At 35.7% G+C, this 280-nt stretch carries 1 protein-coding gene; it reads left to right on the top strand.

The window, feature by feature from the left end:
• Positions 1–280 (top strand): IS200/IS605 family transposase (tnpA, locus tag LB467_RS19645; RefSeq protein WP_224475688.1); only part of this gene is annotated, 280 nt, incomplete at both ends.

Raw genomic sequence — 280 nt, 5'->3', positions numbered from 1 at the left:
GTTGTCGTGAACTTTTGGTTCAAATATGTGAAGCAGAAGGAATAGAGATATTAAAAGGAGTTGTTAGTTCGGATCATGTTCACATGCATATTGAATATGCCCCTAAACTGAATGTAAGTAATATACTGAAGAAGTTTAAAGGGAGAACATCTAGAAAACTTCAACAAGAATATCCAAAACTGAAGGAACGATATTGGGGGCAACATTTTTGGGCAAGTGGTTATGGAGTATGGAGTACAGGAAATATTACCGATGAGATGGTTAATGAATATTTGGAGCA

This window comes from Salegentibacter tibetensis (genome assembly GCF_020164485.1).
GTDB classification, from domain to species: Bacteria; Bacteroidota; Bacteroidia; order Flavobacteriales; family Flavobacteriaceae; genus Salegentibacter; species Salegentibacter tibetensis.
This window is presented reverse-complemented; position numbering and strand designations above follow the sequence as displayed.